Raw genomic sequence first — 18,312 nt, 5'->3', positions numbered from 1 at the left:
TCCATAATGTACTATTGATTGTCCCTTTTGGTTATTCCATCCGATCATAGCTCAACTCTATAATGAAAGCAAACAGAATGGAGGAATGCGGACATGATCGGCATCAAGCGGTACTGGGAGAAACTAGATATTTTACATGTCAATAGAGAGCCGGCTAGAGCATCTTTTTTGCCATATGCAAGCAAAGCAGCAGCCAAAGCAGGGAAGAGGGGACGATCTCCCTATTATCAGACGCTTAACGGTTCTTGGAAATTCCAATATCACAGCAGCGTTCATGAGGTAAAGGATGCGTTCTATGAGAACACATACACGGCGCATGAATCCTGGAACAGCTTAATCGTACCTTCCTGCTGGCAGACGAACGGTTATGACCAGCTTCATTATACGAATGTTAATTATCCGATTCCTTACGATCCGCCGTTTGTACCGGATGATAATCCTGCTGGTGCATATGTTCGCGATTTTAATTTGTCCTCCGACTGGCAGAGCAAGCAGACGCATATCGTATTCGAGGGTGTTAACGCATGCTTCTACCTATGGGTGAATGGGGAGTTTGTCGGTTACAGCCAAGGAAGCCGCGTGCCTGCTGAATTTGATTTATCCGAGTATGTCAAGACAGGACGCAATCGCCTTGCCGTGCTCGTGCTCAAGTGGTGCGACGGTACATATCTGGAGGATCAGGATTTGTGGCGTTATTCGGGGATCTACCGCGACGTGTATTTGGTTTCTCGTGAGAAATCCCATGTACGCGACGCATTCGTCAAGCCGGAGCTGAACGACGGCTTCTCGCAAGGGACTGTCAGCGTGGAGCTTGATACAACGGGGGAATTGAGCGTTCGCACCGAACTGTATAATTCTGATGGAAGCTTGGTCGGCAAGAACGACGCAGTTCTATCGGGTCAAGGAACGATTGTACTTAACGTGGAGCAGCCGCAGCTATGGAACGCGGAGCAGCCTAGATTATATGATCTATACGTATTTGCGGGTGCAGAGGTGCTCTTGTTCCGAATCGGCTTCCGTAAGGTAGAGGTGCAAGATGGAGTATTCCGGGTCAATGGCCGGGCCGTTAAGCTGAAGGGCGTTAACCGTCATGATTCCCATCCGACGCTTGGACAGACGATACCGCTCAACCATATGATTCAGGACTTAAATCTGATGAAGCAGCACAATGTCAACACAATTCGTACGTCACATTATCCTAACGATCCGAGATTCCTTGATCTGTGCGATGAATATGGCTTCTATGTCATCGATGAAGCGGATCTCGAATGCCATGGCGTCAACAATACCGAAGGTGAAGGCTCGTTCCACAAACTGACGATCGAACCATCCTGGAAGGAAGCGTTCGTGGATCGCGCGGTACGTATGGTCGAACGCGACAAAAATCATGCCTCCATCCTGCTCTGGTCGCTCGGCAACGAATCTGGATATGGACCGAACCATATCGCCATGGCGGAGTGGATTCAAGAACGCGATGATTCGCGTCTGGTGCACTACGAAGGAGCGGCGCCGCATTACAAAGGTGATACGAATGTCGAGGCGTTGGATGTAGAGAGCCGTATGTATTCATCTACGGATTACATTGAGGCTTATGCGCTGGATGTCAATAACACCAAGCCATTGTTCCTTTGCGAATACAGCCATGCCATGGGCAACGGACCGGGCGACCTTCAAGATTATTGGAACGTCATCTATGCCCAGCCTAAGCTAATGGGAGGCTGCGTGTGGGAGTGGTGCGATCACGGTATTGAAGTGAAAACATCCGCGGGAGAACGTTATTATGCATATGGCGGAGACTTCGGCGACAAGCCGAACGACGGCAACTTCTGTATCGATGGTCTCGTCTCGCCTGATCGTAAGCCGCATGTCGGTCTGATGGAGCTTAAGCAAGTGATTGCTCCGGTAACAATGGCATGCGAGGATGTTCGTTCGGGTATCGTGTCCATCAGCAATAAGTACGACTTTATTGACCTATCGCATCTAAGCCTGCGCTGGAAGCTGGAGTCCGGCAGCGTGCTTATTGATCAAGGTGTAACTGGACCGCTCGAAGCATCGGCGGGAGAAGCTCAGACGCTTCAGCTTGTGTATCGAGATACGCTTCATGCAGGCGATAGCTGCATCCTGACGCTCTCGATTTGCCAGAATCTCGAAACTAGTTATGCGGCTCCGGGACATGAGATCGCATTTGCGCAGTTTGAGGCAATTGGCGCGGCTGCTTTCGGAACTGTGGAAACGAATGCGGATCCGAAGTACGCAACATTTGTGGATGTTGCTGATCACAATGGCATCCTGCGTATCAACGGATTCGACTTTGCTTACGAATTCGATCTCGGCAAAGGAACCGTTACAAGTATTGAGCGTCATGGCGTGGGGATGATCGACGAGCCGGTTCGCTACAATGTGTGGCGGGCGCCGACTGACAATGACATGTATATTCGCAAGGAATGGGAGTCCGAAGGTTACAATCGTGCAGTCATGAAGGTGTATGACACAGTGTGGGAAACACTCTCCGACGCTTCCATACAGGTAACGGTCAACTTCTCGTTAGGTAGTTATATCCGCAGCCCGATTCTGCGCGGTCAATCGGTCTGGATCTTCTTGCCTAGCGGCGAAGCCAAGCTGAAGACGGCTGTCGATATTCGCGAGGATGTACCTTATCTGCCTCGTTTCGGTATTACGATTGTTATGCCGAAGGGAGCGGAAGAGGTCGAATATTATGGCTATGGCCCTCACGAAAGCTACGTCGACAAGCGGGCGAGCGTCCGCAAGGGCAGGTACCTGCTTGGCGTAGACGAAATGGCGCGGACGTACGTCATGCCGCAGGAGACAGGTTCCAGGTATGGCACGGAATGGGCGATGGTCACAAGCGAACTCGGTATGGGGCTGCGCTTTGATGCACCACAGCCGTTCTCGTTCCAAGCGCTGCATGCGTCCGCTGCCGATTTGACAGTGGCCAAGCATACGCCTGAGCTTGTGCGCAGAGACCAGACTTTCGTTAACATCGATTACAAGATGAGTGGCGTAGGCTCGGGCTCTTGTGGTCCTCAACTAAGCGAGAAGTACCGTTTGTCCCAAAAACACGTGGAGTTCGAGCTGTCGCTTCAGGCAGTGTTTAAGGAAGAATAGTACCCTTAACCATGTTCAGAACTTATAGCAGATAATAAAAAGGAACCCTCAATTTCACGTTCATTGTGATGTTGAAGGTTCCTTTTTTGGTCCCAACTGAGCAGGTCAAGTGCACCTCCAAGAAGAGGGGCAAATGCACTATGTGCATTTCTACGATTTCGATACATGCATCATCCCCAAGCACATAGAATCAACCACTACTTGAAAGCGCTGTATCCGTGCTATAGTACAAATATAGTGGAGGTGCCGGCCAATATGGGCAGATCGATCATGAATCCGTTAACGAAATTAAATATGAAGCGGCAGCTGATCCTCTTATTTCTGGTGATGGTTAGCCCTGTTTTCCTCCTTCATTGGTACGGGAACATACAAGCCGAGAAGCTGCTGAAGGACCATGTAACAAGCGCGTATGTGGAGTTGATCAAACAAAATCATGCGTTGATCGGTCGGGATATCGATACGATCGATAAGGTGACAGCGACGATTATCCAGCATCCTGCGACTCAGCGGATTATTCCCAATGGAGCGGAGGCGGTGATCGAACGTGTGCGCAAATACGATGCCGCCGACAAGCTGCTGGCTAGTCTCTCCATACCGGTCAATGGCGGAGAGGCCGTCTATTATTCGTTATACATCTACGATCCGCAAGACCACTATTTCTTTGCGCCTAAGAAGCAGGTGATACAGACCGGCGTCTACTTCTTCAACGATAAGACAAAGCCGGCTTGGTTTGACGAAGCGCTGGAGCATAAGGGAAGCGGTTACATGGATTTGATCGAAGTGAACAAAAATTTATCCCGTACCCAGACCCTCGCCTTCATCCGTGCTGTCAACAACACGGGGGATGGAGATCGGATCATTGGTGTACTTGTCGCGACCAACATGGAGAAGAAGGTGCAGGAAGCATTCGACTCCGTCTCGCTTCCCGAAGGGCATCTGATGATGTTTACCGACTGGTCGGGCCGAATATTAACGGCTACGCAGTCTGGTATGTCTGGCAGTAACGCCGAGCTCCCGTCTGAAGTAAGCGGCAAAATGGATCAGCAGAGCTCCGGTACGCTAGAGGCGATGACGGAGGATTATATCTATATTATCAATTACAGCCGGGTGCTGAATCAGCGCTTGATCTATCAAATTCCGATCGACTCGCTGCTCAAGCAGCAGAATGAGTTGAAACGGGTCATCCAGTTTATTACCGTCGCTTATATGATGTTAGGATGTGTTGTCCTGCTGTACTTCTGGCGTTCGCTCATGACGCCGCTTCAGAAGCTTGCTCAATTCGTCCGAACATACGAGCCCGGCAAGCTGGTTCCGGAGACGCCTGGCAAACGCAGGCATGATGAGATCGGCGTGCTGATGGCGGCCATGTATGATATGGCTCGCAGGCTGAATGCACTTATTCATTACAAGTACTACATGGATATTAAACAGAAGGAGTCGCAGCTGCAGCTTCTCTACCAGCAGATTAACCCGCATTTGCTATACAACACGCTCGAGAGCATCTATTGGAAAAGCACGCTTGAAGGCAATACGGAATCGTCGGAGATGATCAAGGAGCTGTCGAAGCTCATGAAGATCGGCCTTAGCAGAGGGCGCGAATTAATCCGTCTCGAAGAAGAAATGGAGCATGCGGGGGCATATGTGAACTTGCAGCAAAAACGTTATTCGTACGAATTCAAGGTGATTTGGAATGTTCAAGAATCCGCGAAGGCGATTAGGATTCCTAAGATTACGCTTCAGCCGCTGATCGAGAATGCGATCATCCATGGCGTTAAGCTGATGGGGGATGATGGGGAGATTACGATTACTGCATCCATCGAAGGTGAACGTGCGACGATTAAAGTGGAGGACAATGGCTACAAGCACGCGGATATCGCGGCAATCGAACGATTGTTATACGAAGAAAAAGCAGACCATACGCTTGGTTATGGGATCCGGAATATTCATCAACGCATTCAACTGCACTTTGGCAATGTGTTCGGACTTAGTTATCGCAGGCGCGAAGAAGGCGGGACGGCAGCCGTTATTTTGTTGCCCGCGACATACGAGGAAGATGTGTCGAACTGAGCGTAAGCTATCGAAAGGATGATGTAGATGTACAATATATTGATCGTGGATGACGAGCCGCTTATTTGTGAAGGTTTGACTCAATTGATATCTGCCTCCGGCATTGCAGTCAACGCATTATTTAATGCGAACAGCGGCTACGAGGCATTGGATTATTTGCGCATGGAGGATATCGATCTGCTTGTTACCGACATTCAGATGGGCTCGATGAACGGAATTGAACTGATGCAGCAGGCCAAAATTATTAAACCATGGGTGCAAGTCATCATTATATCCGCACACGAGACGTTCCAGTATGCCCAGCTGGCCATCCGATTCGGGGCCAAGGACTACTTGATCAAACCGCTGAATAGCGAGCAGTTTCTTAGCTCCGTACGCCATGTATTGCTGCATATGGATAAGTCGGCAAGAGATTCGGAGCAGCTGTTGTCGGAACTAAGTGAGAGTTTTCATATGAGAGAGCCGCTTCCTGTCCGGATGGCTTTACTGAAGTCGTTGCTGGAGCCCAAGAGTGCTGATCGCACCTCTATCCTAACGGAGCTGTCCAGACAACATGGCGTTGAACTAAGCGGACCTTATTATGCAATGATTAAGGTGAGGCTGGACCTCGAATCAGGAGATCGCGCGTTCACGCGCAATGACGTGGAGCTATTACAATATGCGGCGCTTAACATAGCTGGCGAGCTCCTTGGACATGAATGGGATTACCAATCCCTATACGACCCGGATGGCTCCGTCTGTATCCTCATCCAGTGGGACGAGGTGAAGTACGGGGACTCCAGCGTGGATAAAGTGAATCAACTCGAGATGATCGGGCGCAGTCTGCACTTTAATATCGGCAAGTTTCTGGAGCTCGGCTCCGTGGTTGGAATCAGTCAAATTCTAATGGGTGCCAGCTTCCTGGGCGCGATAAACGAGCAAGCGAGCAAAGCGATGTTATGGAGCCGACAGTTTAAGGACCACCATGTATTCTATTACGGTGACTTTAAGTGGGGCGTCTATTCCGATGCGGAGCCGACAGAGGATGAGGTCGTAGCCCAGAATAATCTAATTGTGGAGCGATCGACCCAATATATTCATCAGAATTACAGTCAGAAGGGTCTGACGCTTAACGAAGTTGCGCTCAAGAACCATGTCAGCCCCAATTATCTCAGTTATCTCTTTAAGAAAAAGACGGGCTGCAACTTGTGGGAGTATGTCATTAAGCTACGGATGGAAGAGAGCAAGCGGCTCATCCTTCATACCGATTTGCGCCGTTACGAAATTTCCGAGCTTGTCGGCTACGAATCGCCTGAGCATTTTAGCAAAATTTTCAAAAAGTATTTCGGCATGAGCCCGAGTGAAATGAAAAAATAAACGGATAACAATTGAAGTAATATCGCCTATCATCTCCATAGATACGCACATGTTCACTGGTTTCTCGTTTCTCTACAATAAATGTAGATGACAAATGAGGAATGAGGGACCACTGCATGGAGCAAACAAGGGCTGTACCTATTGGCAAGGAAAACATTCAAATGCAGACAGAGTCGCAGCGTACGGGTAAATTCAAACGGTATCTATGGGGGTATGTATTTCTCCTTCCTGCCGTTATTACATTTACCCTATTTCTGTGGCTGCCGATCTTTAAAGGGGTGCTTAACAGCTTCTATCATGTCGATTTCGTCAAAGGAAACACTTTTGCCGGCTTTGACAATTACGCCACGATTTTCGCTGACCCGACCGTCATGATTTCCGTTAAGAATACGTTGTATTACATGGGACTTGCGTTAGTTATCGGGTTTTGGGTGCCGATCGTTATCGCATTCGCCATCTCCGAGATGCGAAGATTCCAAGGTTTTGCCAGAGTTGCGGCTTACTTGCCTTATGTCGTCCCTTTCGTAGTCTTGTACGGCGTTTGGAGATGGCTGTACGATCCCGTCGGTCCGATTAACGCGGCGCTTAAGGTTATCGGTATCGGGCAGATCAACTTTATGGTCGATCGCAGCTGGTCGATGATCTCTATCGTCATGATGGAGACATGGCAGAGCTTCGGTTCCGCGATGCTGATCTATCTTGCTGCGATTCTAAGCGTCCCTAGGGACTGGTATGAGGCGGCCGAAATTGACGGCGCTGGTATCTGGAGCCGCATCAGGCATATTACGCTTCCGGCGATTCGGGGGCAGATTCTGCTACTTCTTATGCTGCAGTTGATCGCCACATCGCAAGGGTTCCAGACGCAATTCGCGATGCTGGACGGCGGCCCTAACAACGCAACGCTTACGTACGCCTTGCTGATCGTCAAATATGCTTTTGTCAGATTGGACTATGGTGTCGCCTCCGCCCTTGGCGTCTTAATGTTCCTTGCGCTCAGCATGCTTGCCATCGCGCAATATCGCTTGAACAACAAGGGGGGAGTAGGCCAATGAAGACGTTTGATCGCGGCATCTTGTCCTCGTATGACCTGAAGAAAGGAAGGGTCAGGGCTGTCTATGTCCTGATGAATCTGCTGATCCTCATCATGATGATCTGTATGGTATATCCGATCCTTATATCGTTGTTCAATGGACTTAAACGGAATAAGGAAGTCAATTCGTTCCCGCCGACCTTCTTGCCGCAGGAGTGGCACTTCGAGAACTATTCGAAGGCGTGGAGCTATATCGACCTTCCGATGTATTTCAAAAACACGATGCTCTTATTCGCCGGCAACATGGTCGTTACGATACTCGTGCTGGGACTTGCTTCGTATTCGCTTTCGAAGATGCATGTGCCGTTTAAGTCCGGCATTCAATATTACTTCTTAATGACACTCTTCATCCCGGCGACGACCTATATGATTCCGAATTTCATCAATCTGAAGGATTTGGGGCTAATGGGGACGTTTGCCGCGGTTTGGCTGCCTGCCGGCGCCAACGCCTTTTTCTTGCTCTTACTCAAAACCTTTATGGACGGCATTCATGTAGAAATATTCGAGTCGGCCCGAATGGACGGGGCTTCGGAGCTGAGATGTTTTTTTCAGATTGCGTTCCCGCTGTCGATTCCGATATTCGCGACCTTGTCCATCTTCGTATTTGCAACAGCATGGAATGACTGGTTCTGGCCGAGCTTTATTCTGAGTCAAGAGAACAAACCGCTGTCCGTAGCGATCAGGGATTTCGTTCTGAATGCACGTCGCTTGGACTTAAATATTAAATTCGCGATTCTATCCATTGTAATGATACCTCCGATTATTCTTTTCTTATTTTTCCAGAAATTCATTTTAAGAGGATTATATCTTGGTGGGGTGAAGGGTTGAATGGATCTAATATGGAAAATAGGCGGATAACGACATTCGTAAATATACACATCATCACAATAGGAATACACATCGCCGTAAAGAAACACCTCCATTATGATGAGCATGTAGCCACCAAATTCTAATCGAAAAGGGGTTTAACAACATGCGTAAGTTTCCAATGACACTTGCAGCTATTCTGACTCTCAGCTTCCTCCTTGCCGCATGCAGCGGCAACAACAATGGCACGAATTCACCAGGGACAGAACCGACAGAGAAACCGTCCGACAAGCCGACAAAGACAGAAGCGCCGGCTGAGGATATCAAGTCCAAAAAAGTATCCATCAGCATCTATTATCCGACGCCTGACCGAGTGGAGGATCGGGCGCTCGAGGATGACAAAATCAGACGTTTCAATGAAGTGTATCCGAACGTCGAGGTCATTAAGAGCGACTGGCAATACAATCCGAACGAGATCGGCATCAAGATGGGCGCCAATGAAGCGCCGACGTTGTTCAATACCTATGCTTCCGAAGGGAAGTTCCTTGCGGAGAAGGGCTGGGCGGCAGACATTACAGAGCTGTTCAACAATTACCAGTACAAGGATCAGATGAATCCGGTACTGCAAGATCTCTTCACGGTAAACGGCAAAGTGTACGGAATCGCTCAGCGCGGATATCCAACCGGTGTAGCCGTAAACAAAAAGATGCTGGAAGCAAGCGGCGTAACGATTCCGGCATTCGATTGGACATGGGACGAAATGCTTAACGCGGCCAAAGCTGTATCGGATCCGGCAGCGGGCATCTCTGGCATTGCACCGATGGGCAAAGGCAATGAAGCAGGCTGGAACTGGACCAACTTCCTGTTCACGGCTGGCGGCGACATTCAATCCGTACAGGATGGCAAAGTAACGGCGATCTTTAACTCCGAAGCGGGCGTAAAAGCACTCGATTATTACAATAAGCTCAAGTGGGAAGCGAATGCGATCCCGCAGGACTGGGCGCTTGGCTGGGGAGATGCGGTAGGCGCCTTCGCGCAAGGTCGTACAGCGATGGTTATTGCAGGACCAGATGGCCCGGTGGATCAAGGATTGAACCAAGGCGGCATGATGCCGGAAGATATTCTGGTGTATCCAATCCCGGCTTACGAGAAGGGCGGCAAGCATTACGGCGTTCTGGGTGGCGACTTCCTCGTCATCAATCCCAACGCATCGAAGGATGAGCAAGAGATTGCGTTCTATTATGCAACGTTCGACTACTTCTCCGACAAAGGTTTAGAGTCGCTGGAGAAAAATATCGGGGATCGCAAAACGGATAACAAATATTATGTGCCAGCTGTGCTTCAATACTTCAAGTCGGATTCCGAATATGGTCAGAAGGTCATTGATCTGTTCAATAAGTACGACAATGTCTACCAATACGGACAAGAAACGCTTGGTCTAATCGATGGAAAACCGGAATCGCAATACAATACCCAGGACTACTACGCTCAGATGACCAATGTTATTCAAGAAGTATTCTCCAAGCAGGGTGTTGATATGAAAGCGCAATTGGATCTGACAGCGAAGTACGTGCAAGAGAAATTCTACGATACGATCCAGCCGTAACCGTGCGCAATGGGAGAACGGAGCGCTTGGAACGCGAGGATTAGGAGTAAAGGAGTCATTGCTGCGCTTGCCGTCTGCCTTATGGCGGTAAGCGCGGGAGTGATCCTTTTCTCAGGGATGTGGCAGAACGGCGAGCTAAAGGTGAAGTTCACGGAACGGAAGGCTCAGAATCTGCTAGTTGTCACTAATAATCGTTATGAAGTTGCTTTCGACGCATTGGGCGGGGGAATCGCATACATCAAGGCAGACGGCGAAGATGAGCCGATTTCCGTTGGCAACGATACTTTATGGTGGGCCATATTAGATGATGATTCTTCGATCCAAAGCGGACAGAACGACTCCTTCGTCTACGAATGGAATAAGAAGAAGCAGGAGCTGTTATTTCAATATGAAGGGTCGCTAGCTGTCCAGGTGACATTCCGATTTGGAAACGACGGTCGAATATATACGGCAGCAGCCTTGTCCAATGGAACCGGGCAGACGATCACCTCGTTCCGATTCCCGTATGAGCTCAAGCTGGAGAAGACAGGCATTCGGGATGCCATGCTGCCGATGCTGCCTGGCGCCAAACTCAAGTCCGCATTTTTTGAGGAAAGCAACTCGTTCTCCGATCAGTACCCCGGCGTTATGTTCGCACCTTACTTGGCCTTGAATACAGAATCGGGACATCTCGCCGTATTCGATCTTGGCGGTGACGTAACGCCGCTCACGGAGATAGGTTACAAGAATCAGATCAACGATGCGGATAGGACGGCGCTGGTTCACAATTATAAATTATGGACGCAGCCGGACGAGAAGTGGAGGAGCCCGGAGGTCGTGCTGGAGGTCGGAGGCGGTTACGGGGAGACGATATCGAGTTACCGCCAGCTAAGCGGCATTGAACAATACAAGCCGTTGGCCGACAAGCTTGCAGACGATGCAGAGAAGTTCTATGCATTGCCGCTATACAAGATGGATATATCCGCGATCAAGGATGCGAATTGGACCCGCCTCACGAGTGATTACATCGAACGGATGAATGATAGCGGCATGATTCATTTGGTGGGATTCCAGACCGGCGGACATGACGAAAATTATCCCGACTTTTATCCGCCAGACCTCAAGTGGGGGGGCGAGACCCCGTTTCAGCAATTTATGGAGTCGGCAAGGGAACGAGGCAATATCGTTGTGCCGTACACGAACATGAGCTGGTGGGGGACGTCCTCTCCAACGTTTGATCGTTTGCCTGCAGGCACGGAGCTAGCGGATATCGTGGTTGAAAAGGAAAACGGGACGATGATGCAGGAGGATTACGGCGCGCATAGCGGCTATGTGGCGAATACGGGGCATCCCTTTTTCCTAGAACGTGTTGCGGAAGAACATCGTAAGCTCACGGAAACCGCCGGGTTCGACGGAATCTTTGAGGACCAATGGGGCATTCGCAACTCGCCATATGTTTATAATGAAGCGATTCCTGAAGGAACGGATCCCTCCACTGCTTATTTCCAAGGGGTGCGGAACTATTTTGCCCAATCGAATCATCGTATGTATATCGAGGACGGCACGGATGTGCTGGCGAACGATTCTGTCGGATTTATGGGCTCGACCTACTTATGGGATCTTCTCGGTTATCGCAATAAGACGGCTAGCTACACCGACTATTATCCATTATCAGGCATGCTCATGCGAGACAAAGTGATGTTCTTCCAACATAATCTGGCGGGCGAGACGATGACCGACGATCCGGATATGCTCCGCTGGAATCTTGCGATGGGATACAACTTAAGCACGGACCTCTATCATGGCGTCATGAGTCCCTGGGTAGATGCAATTGGTATTATTCAGCGATACGTTCTTGCCGATTATGTCGATCAGTTGGTACTGAGCTTCGAGGAGGTGGTTCCCGGAGTGACGCGCACCGATTTCGGCACGCATCAGGTTTATGCTAATTGGGATAAAGGATCACACTACGTACTGAATCATGATGTTACGTTATCGCCAGGTGGATACCATGTGGAATCGGAAGACGGACGTGTAGCCGCTGGCAGCTATTCGCGTTACGAAGCGCTGGATCTGGACCCCGGCGAACATCATATTGTGGAGGTTAGAGAACGTGATGCCATTCGACTTTATCAGCCTATCGGTTCAGATACGACTCTGCGGGTAAAGAAGGAGAGTGGCTGGGAACACACACATGCGGCGGTTTTCGGAGCGGATGGGACTCGGATAACGGATCTTGTCGTACAGGAGGACGACGAATTTGTAACCTTCGACTACATTGGGATGATCAAGGATCGAAAGGTCGGCTACGTGGAATTGACAGGAGCGGGCGAGCCAAGCAAGGCAACGGAGCTGTTCGATAAAGTAAAGCTTGAAGAGAATGTGGCGATTGGCTCGGCGGTGACAGGGACATCTCATACAGCCGAAGCATTTGAACCTAAACTGGCGGTAGATGGCGATCCGTTCACGTATTGGGAGAGTACGGCCAAGAAATTCCCGCAATCGCTCACGGCGGCTCTCCGCGAACCGAAGGCTGTGAGCAAGGTTATTCTGCGCTTGCCGCCACAAGATGAATGGGAAACAAGAACGCAAGAGATTGAGGTACTGGGTAGCGCGGACGGGCAGGCTTTCGAGACGCTGCTCGAGCCCGAATTGTATACCTATGATCCCGCGACGGATAACAAAGTAGAGCTTATACTTGAAGACGCGGTGGATATTCGTTATGTTAGAGTGACGATTACATCGAACAGCGCATGGCCGGCGGCACAGGTTTCGGAGTTTGAAGTATATTGAGGTTGTTATAGCAGAGCCCTCCCCAGCGTGTCGCTTGGGAGGGCTTATTGCTTTGTGCTTATTGCGTATGGCGATAACGAAGTTACCAAGGGTGATAGCGTCTATCATGAGTTACAAGCGATGAGGCATCTGTACAAGCCAAGTTTGTGAAGGGAGCATCTACTAGAGTGATACAGCTTTCAACGAAAGGTGGCCTAACTTGGTATGTCGACATTATACATCAAGGAGAATCCGTTTCTAGATGGTTTCTCTGCTTATTTAGGCACGCAGTCAACATCTACAAGTGTTCAGCTTGCAAACTGGACGGTAACGGCTCCTCTATTTGGCAGCCCGGACTTTAATACGACGACTGGTAATTATACGGTGCCCGAATCGGGCCGGTACTGGCTTGCGGCGACGGTGAACTATTCGTTAACCAGCCCTGTATCGATCGGAATCGGGGGATCCATTTTCCCTTATTTTCAAGTCAGACGTTCTGCGCCTACATCGACCGTGCTGGTCAGCAGCCTGCTTCCCGTGCTTAATCTTAATGTCACTCTACTTAATATTCGGGCGGTGCTGGGCAACGCTGCCGTTACACTGGCTGGCGAAGCCGATCTTGATGCCGGGGACGTCATCGGTTTGTATTACGTAGCCAATGGATTGACGCTCACCATTAATATCGGGCTCGGGGCTGTTAACGGCGTAACATGGGTCGTTCAGCGATTAACCTAACCATGAAGTCAGGATTTTCGATGATCAAAAAATTCGCAATCAGCGCGGTTATGATACATCAGATCGCTGACGCCGGATTGTGTGACGACGGTTCTGTCGTCAAAACGAACGATGACGGAACGATCGTCGACAATCAAGTTATCCCGGAATACCCGAATCCGGGTCCCGTTCTGCAGCGCTTCTTCCAAGTCGGCATCTGTCCATAATTTGCGATTAAGCGACATCGTCTTACCTCCTTCATATGTAAATTAGGGCTATAGAGCTGGTGAATGGCAGTCGAGTCAATTGATGTTCATCTCTAGTCTCTAAGTGTACTGGAATCGACTAGGAGAGACAACTACAGTTGAAATCCATACAGAGTAACCGTGATTTCGGTTAAAAGAACCGTTGATCGGCCGCTCTGTTTCTTTTTTGTTCAAGCCCAGCATAAGCTTGGGTATAGAGCAGGACAGGATCGGAGGGATAACATTGGCGAAGTGGGGAAGGCGAGGATTGTGGCATCGGATTGGCGATGCTTTGACGCGCGGAGGCTTTGGAGGGTCATTCCGGAAACCGAAGACGGTGAGCTGGGGAAACGGAAGAAGCAGCTCTTCGAGGTCAAGCTCTGCTAGCGGAAGCGGCATCAAGTGGGGCGCGAGACCGGCTGCTCCCAAACCAGCTGCAAGCTGGGGCAGCAATAGGCGAAGGCTTCCAACGATGTCGTTAGGCGGAGGTGCGAAACGTACAGCGCCGGTCACTTGGGGAGCAGGGCCAAGAGAGCCTAGAAGCAGCAGACCACGTTTGCGCAAGAGGACGATACTGTTATGGATGCTCATCATAATGATGGTCATGACCATTCCCTCTTTTATTTTTATCGAACGGAATTTGCGTCCGCCACTTATGAATATCGCCAAAGTTAGGGTCAAACAAGTGGCCACGCAAGCGATCAACAAAGCGATAACGGATCAAGTCGCACATACATCCGAGGCCGACAAGCTTATCGATTGGAAGATGAATGCCAACGGGAAAATATCCGGGTTTATGCTGAACTATGCCGAACATATTAGCATCACGTCAGAAACGGTACAGACTGTGCAGGCTGCCCTAAGCGAGATCAAGGATATTCCGGAGCACATTCCGATCGGCCATGCGCTGAACAGCGCCATTATTTCCTCGTTCGGCCCTACGGTACCCGTCAAATTCGAGCCGGTTGGAGCAACGAAGGTTGAGCTCAATACGCGCGAACGAAACGCGGGCATCAATATGGTGCTTGTCGAGGTCTATATCCGAGTAGTAGCTGAGGTGTCGATCATTATTCCGTTTGACACAGAGCCAGAGTTGGTCGAGACGGAAATCCCGATTTCCTATTTGCTCGTTGTAGGTGATGTCCCTATGTATTACTACGACAGCACAGGCAAGCCTGTTGGCGAATCAGCTCAGCAAGCTCCCAATATTTCCGTGCCGCTGCAGCCGGGGACAGATGGCGTAACGTCCAAGCCGGGAGCGGGAGAGGGCGGCACGGAGTCTACCGGTGAGGAATCTACCGAACAGAATATACATAACGGTGCCGATACGGAAGGCGACACGACGCTACAGATAGAATCTCAGTAGGATAACAAAAAAATGCAAGCCACATCAGGTGGGCAGGCGTTGAGGATAAGTGCCTGATACAAATGATGTGGCCCGCGGTCCATTGTTTCAACTATTTGCTGCGAAGACGTTTCCGTTCCGCTGTTTCCCAGCGGCGCAGGCTTGGATAGGGATCAAATGCCCATTCCAGCATGCCGCGGTCACTATATACACCGTAATGCAGATGGGGAGGGAATTTGCCTGATGTCCCCGGCTTCCCATAACCGGAGCTTCCGACCCAGCCCACAATCTGACCGGCGGTCACAATATCTCCGACACCTAGCGACTTGTCGAAGCCGGACAGATGCGCATAGTAGTGGTAATGGTTATTCAAATCACGAATGCCGATCCGCCAGCCGCCGAATTTGTTCCAGCCTTTGATCTCGATAATTCCATAACAAGTGCTGCGTACGGGGGTGCCATGACCTGCGAACAGATCGGTCCCCTCATGGCTTCTTCTGCCACCCCAGCCGCGACGATCGCCCCAGGTGTCCTTGTACGAATACGTGGTTCCGAGAGGGAGCGGGAAGGCATGCTCGAACAAATCGAGTTTCCCGTAATGCTTATAGATAGCGGCGAATTGCTGCACACGCTGAACGGAACGGCTATTGCGGTAATAGTTCCACACACCTGAAGGGAATCGCTCCTCCGTCGTTCCGCTTGTTCCCATAAAGCTTATGAGCGAATAAAGCAAATCGAGGTCGCTATCGCGCTCTGCAACGCCGTTGCCGTCACCGTCCTTGCCGATTCCTTTGAAGAAAGAGATCGAAACAGGGGAGCTGTCGTCGAGGTCGGGATTAAGCGCCCCTGCCCAGCGTTCCGGCTCCACATAAACACCGGCAATCTGCCCTAACGAAGGATGGACTTTCGGCTTGGCTTTGGACATGGAGCGTTCATATTGATCGACCGCCGCGATCCAATACCAATCAACCCCCGTTACGGTGCTTAATTTATCGTACAATTCCCTGCGCTGATCAAAGGGGTTCGCAGCAGCTTTTTCTTCGGCCATGACAACTGCGCGAACGAGCTGGTTATCGGTGACGTTAGAGGCGCTGACCGCATAACGATCGGGAGGATCCGCCGCTGCTCCGGCAATCGGCGAGGCTAATAGCGACGCCGTCGCAAGTAGCGCGGCGAACGGAATGATGGCTTTCAAGTACGTCTCACCCTTTCGCGAGCATGGGATCATAAAGATATGGTTTGCAGAACGGCATTTTTTATCCATGAGCGCCAGTATCATTGAAGATACGATTGATACCAAATCGAGATGGATAACATTCCTATAAACTATGGATTGTGATGGATTCTTGTCCGGCTTGTCATTACTTTTTGCTTGCAAGGCGTGTTATAATGGTGGCAATGCCGTAAACTTACAAGATTACGCGAAAGCAGGGAATATACATGAGTGAACGCAACAAACGCGAGAAGCTGCCCAAGCCGGATTGGCTTCGCATTAAACTGACTACCGACGGCAACTATGCCGAAATTAAAGAAATGATGCGCGGCAAGACGCTGCATACCGTATGCGAGGAAGCGCGTTGCCCGAATATATATGAATGCTGGTCCAACCGTACGGCAACCTTCATGATTCTGGGCGACATTTGTACACGAGCTTGCCGGTTCTGCGCTGTCAAGACAGGCATGCCGACAGAGCTCGACTTAGAAGAGCCTGAGCGCGTAGCCGAGGCTGCCGAGCAGATGGGGTTGATGCACTGCGTGGTCACCTCCGTGGCGCGCGACGATTTGGCTGATGGGGGTGCTTCGATCTTTGCGGCGACGATCGCGGCGATCCGCAAGCGGCTTCCATTCTGTCGCGTCGAAGTGCTTATCCCGGACTTTATGGGGAATTGGGATGCGCTTCAGGTTGTCATGGATGCGAATCCGGATATTCTGAATCATAATATTGAGACGGTAGAGCGGATGTCCGATCGGGTCCGTGCGAAAGCGAAGTACAAACGTTCGCTGGAGCTTCTGAAGCGGGCCAAAGAGATGAAGCCCAAAATCCCTACCAAATCCAGCATTATGCTTGGCGTTGGCGAACAATACGATGAAATCATCCAGGCGATGGATGATCTGCGCGCTGTGGATTGCAATATTCTAACGCTTGGCCAATATTTGCAGCCGACACCTAAACATTTACCAATCGAACGTTATGTGCATCCAGACGAATTCGCTCAGCTTAAGATTGCTGGCAAAGAACGCGGCTTCCGCCACGTAGAATCGGGACCACTCGTACGCAGCTCGTATCATGCGCACGAGCAAACAGATTCCGCGCATGCGGCAATGGCCGAAGAACAATCTGGAATCGTCCAAGCCGAAGAAGCCGGACTTGGTCTTGCGTCCTCTGGATCATGCGCAAGCGCAGCGGCAGGCGCACTTGCAGGAGCTAATTAATCGACGCTGAAGCGGGGTGGAACCAATGGCATTGATTCATATCGGAGGCAAGTCGTACGAGCTTATGCACGAGAACCGCAACGGGTGGAATCCCGAAGCGTTCCGCAATCGCTATAGCGAGGTACTGGAGCGTTACGATTATATAATCGGAGACTGGGGCTATAACCAGTTAAGACTTAAAGGTTTCTACCAAGACGGCCACCAAAAGGCGAACAAAGACAGCTTTTTCTCTGGCATCTCGGATTATATTAACGAATATTGTAATTTCGGCTGTGCTTACTTCATCTTAGAAAGAAAGCAAACGACAGACCGGGAACCTGATGCTGATGATCTGGATCTGAGCTATGAGCCGGATGCGCCTCGCCTGCAGGGCTATGATCTTCGAGCGGCTGTGGAATCTGCGGCAGCATCTACCGCTTCGGAGAACGAGCAAGCAGCGATGATGGCAAGAGCAGTTGCCCCTAGGAAAGAATCGCATGGCGGCGCTCGCCACCGCAGCAATCAAAGCCATAACCAGCAGGGTCATGGAGGAAGCAACAAACATCAGCACGCTTCATCCAAGCAGCAAGATTCCAATGCAACAGGTGATGGCGTGGAGGGCAAACGCCGCGACCAGCCGTTCCGCAAAAATAATCGCAATCGGCATCACGATCATCGGAGTAAGAAGCCGGTCAAGATTGCCTCATCGGAAGCGGCTGCCGGTTCGGAGAATAATCAAAATAAGCCAAATCATTAATAAAAACGCCGAGCGGCTCCTTATGGGGTAGCCCGG

At 50.4% G+C, this 18,312-nt stretch carries 13 protein-coding genes; 11 read left to right on the top strand and 2 right to left on the bottom strand.

Annotation, left to right across the window (positions count from 1 at the left end):
• The first annotated feature begins 93 nt into the window (after nucleotides 1-93).
• The 8 genes from ACX1C1_RS26550 to ACX1C1_RS26515 all read left to right on the top strand — a co-directional run bounded on the left by ACX1C1_RS26550 (nucleotide 94) and on the right by ACX1C1_RS26515 (nucleotide 13,538).
• Nucleotides 94-3,126, top strand: a complete 3,033-nt coding sequence (locus ACX1C1_RS26550) for a glycoside hydrolase family 2 TIM barrel-domain containing protein (RefSeq protein ID WP_458955109.1) — start codon at nucleotides 94-96, stop codon at nucleotides 3,124-3,126.
• 255 nt (nucleotides 3,127-3,381) lie between these two features.
• Nucleotides 3,382-5,193: a cache domain-containing sensor histidine kinase gene (locus ACX1C1_RS26545; protein ID WP_458955108.1), complete on the top strand. Its 1,812-nt coding sequence runs from the start codon at nucleotides 3,382-3,384 to the stop codon at nucleotides 5,191-5,193.
• 27 nt (nucleotides 5,194-5,220) lie between these two features.
• On the top strand, nucleotides 5,221-6,549 hold the full coding sequence (locus ACX1C1_RS26540; RefSeq protein WP_458955107.1) for a response regulator transcription factor: 1,329 nt from the start codon (nucleotides 5,221-5,223) through the stop codon (nucleotides 6,547-6,549).
• 161 nt (nucleotides 6,550-6,710) lie between these two features.
• On the top strand, nucleotides 6,711-7,601 hold the full coding sequence (locus tag ACX1C1_RS26535; RefSeq protein ID WP_458957811.1) for a carbohydrate ABC transporter permease: 891 nt from the start codon (nucleotides 6,711-6,713) through the stop codon (nucleotides 7,599-7,601).
• On the top strand, nucleotides 7,598-8,467 hold the full coding sequence (locus ACX1C1_RS26530; RefSeq protein ID WP_458955106.1) for a carbohydrate ABC transporter permease: 870 nt from the start codon (nucleotides 7,598-7,600) through the stop codon (nucleotides 8,465-8,467). Before ACX1C1_RS26535 ends, ACX1C1_RS26530 begins: the two co-directional genes overlap by 4 nt.
• A gap of 145 nt (nucleotides 8,468-8,612) precedes the next feature.
• Nucleotides 8,613-10,052 (top strand): ABC transporter substrate-binding protein, encoded by a 1,440-nt coding sequence (locus tag ACX1C1_RS26525; protein ID WP_458955105.1) that lies wholly within the window; start codon nucleotides 8,613-8,615, stop codon nucleotides 10,050-10,052.
• Nucleotides 10,053-10,061: 9 nt separating this feature from the next.
• A complete protein-coding gene (locus tag ACX1C1_RS26520) occupies nucleotides 10,062-12,824 on the top strand; it encodes a discoidin domain-containing protein (protein ID WP_458955104.1) in 2,763 nt (920 codons plus the stop codon).
• 204 nt (nucleotides 12,825-13,028) lie between these two features.
• Complete coding sequence (locus tag ACX1C1_RS26515; RefSeq protein ID WP_458955103.1) at nucleotides 13,029-13,538, top strand: hypothetical protein; 510 nt, start codon at nucleotides 13,029-13,031, stop codon at nucleotides 13,536-13,538.
• Nucleotides 13,539-13,546: 8 nt separating this feature from the next.
• On the opposite strand, the gene ACX1C1_RS26510 is transcribed toward ACX1C1_RS26515, so the two are convergent.
• Nucleotides 13,547-13,762: a hypothetical protein gene (locus ACX1C1_RS26510; RefSeq protein WP_458955102.1), complete on the bottom strand. Its 216-nt coding sequence runs from the start codon at nucleotides 13,760-13,762 to the stop codon at nucleotides 13,547-13,549.
• 244 nt (nucleotides 13,763-14,006) lie between these two features.
• Here ACX1C1_RS26510 and yunB point away from each other — a divergent pair, with 244 nt between their 5' ends.
• A complete protein-coding gene (gene yunB, locus ACX1C1_RS26505) occupies nucleotides 14,007-15,128 on the top strand; it encodes a sporulation protein YunB (RefSeq protein ID WP_458955101.1) in 1,122 nt (373 codons plus the stop codon).
• A gap of 91 nt (nucleotides 15,129-15,219) precedes the next feature.
• On the opposite strand, the gene ACX1C1_RS26500 is transcribed toward yunB, so the two are convergent.
• The gene (locus ACX1C1_RS26500; protein ID WP_458957810.1) at nucleotides 15,220-16,335 is read right to left on the bottom strand and encodes a M23 family metallopeptidase; all 1,116 of its coding nucleotides are present in this window, start codon (nucleotides 16,333-16,335) and stop codon (nucleotides 15,220-15,222) included.
• A gap of 212 nt (nucleotides 16,336-16,547) precedes the next feature.
• Between ACX1C1_RS26500 and lipA the strand changes: the two genes are divergently transcribed.
• Together lipA and ACX1C1_RS26490 are read left to right on the top strand one after the other, a co-directional pair.
• A complete protein-coding gene (lipA, locus tag ACX1C1_RS26495) occupies nucleotides 16,548-17,540 on the top strand; it encodes a lipoyl synthase (protein WP_458955100.1) in 993 nt (330 codons plus the stop codon).
• A gap of 25 nt (nucleotides 17,541-17,565) precedes the next feature.
• Nucleotides 17,566-18,276, top strand: coding sequence for a YutD family protein (locus tag ACX1C1_RS26490; RefSeq protein WP_458955099.1), 711 nt, complete (start codon nucleotides 17,566-17,568; stop codon nucleotides 18,274-18,276).
• Nucleotides 18,277-18,312: the final 36 nt, after the last annotated feature.

The sequence above is a fragment of the Paenibacillus sp. strain BS8-2 genome (assembly GCF_054483835.1).
This window is presented reverse-complemented; position numbering and strand designations above follow the sequence as displayed.

Bases quoted from the DNA above. Each gene is read 5' to 3' on its own strand.
- ACX1C1_RS26550 (WP_458955109.1), top strand. From the start codon at position 94: ATGATCGGCATCAAGCGGTACTGGGAGAAACTAGATATTTTACATGTC.
- ACX1C1_RS26545 (WP_458955108.1), top strand. From the start codon at position 3,382: ATGGGCAGATCGATCATGAATCCGTTAACGAAATTAAATATGAAGCGG.
- ACX1C1_RS26540 (WP_458955107.1), top strand. From the start codon at position 5,221: ATGTACAATATATTGATCGTGGATGACGAGCCGCTTATTTGTGAAGGT.
- ACX1C1_RS26535 (WP_458957811.1), top strand. From the start codon at position 6,711: ATGCAGACAGAGTCGCAGCGTACGGGTAAATTCAAACGGTATCTATGG.
- ACX1C1_RS26530 (WP_458955106.1), top strand. From the start codon at position 7,598: ATGAAGACGTTTGATCGCGGCATCTTGTCCTCGTATGACCTGAAGAAA.
- ACX1C1_RS26525 (WP_458955105.1), top strand. From the start codon at position 8,613: ATGCGTAAGTTTCCAATGACACTTGCAGCTATTCTGACTCTCAGCTTC.
- ACX1C1_RS26520 (WP_458955104.1), top strand. From the start codon at position 10,062: ATGGGAGAACGGAGCGCTTGGAACGCGAGGATTAGGAGTAAAGGAGTC.
- ACX1C1_RS26515 (WP_458955103.1), top strand. From the start codon at position 13,029: ATGTCGACATTATACATCAAGGAGAATCCGTTTCTAGATGGTTTCTCT.
- ACX1C1_RS26510 (WP_458955102.1), bottom strand. From the start codon at position 13,762: ATGTCGCTTAATCGCAAATTATGGACAGATGCCGACTTGGAAGAAGCG.
- ACX1C1_RS26500 (WP_458957810.1), bottom strand. From the start codon at position 16,335: ATGATCCCATGCTCGCGAAAGGGTGAGACGTACTTGAAAGCCATCATT.
- lipA (WP_458955100.1), top strand. From the start codon at position 16,548: ATGAGTGAACGCAACAAACGCGAGAAGCTGCCCAAGCCGGATTGGCTT.
- ACX1C1_RS26490 (WP_458955099.1), top strand. From the start codon at position 17,566: ATGGCATTGATTCATATCGGAGGCAAGTCGTACGAGCTTATGCACGAG.